At 68.7% G+C, this 230-nt stretch carries 1 protein-coding gene; it reads left to right on the top strand.

Going from position 1 to position 230, the window contains the following annotated elements; all coding sequences use genetic code 11:
* Positions 1-55: 55 nt before the first annotated feature.
* A partial coding sequence (locus ACLJNW_RS29090) for a putative RNA methyltransferase (protein ID WP_367396497.1) occupies positions 56-230 on the top strand: 175 nt, incomplete at its 3' end.

Raw genomic sequence — 230 nt, 5'->3', positions numbered from 1 at the left:
ACCTGGAACTGCTCACCGAAATCTACTACCAGACCCTGGTGAGGCTGCTCGCCTGATGCTGATCTGCCCGCTCTGCTCCGCCGCCCTGGGCGAGGTCGACAACGGCGTCGCCTGCCCCGCCGGGCACCGCTTCGACCGCGCCCGCCAGGGCTACCTGAACCTGCTGCCGGTGCAGCACAAGAAAAGCCTCGATCCGGGCGACAACGCCGCCATGGTCGAGGCCCGTCGCC

This window comes from Salmonella sp. SAL4457 (assembly GCF_046548235.1).
Classification (GTDB): Bacteria; Pseudomonadota; Gammaproteobacteria; order Enterobacterales; family Enterobacteriaceae; genus Salmonella; species Salmonella enterica.
The sequence above is the reverse complement of the archived record's forward strand: the minus strand, read 5'-3'. Positions and strand labels throughout refer to the sequence as shown.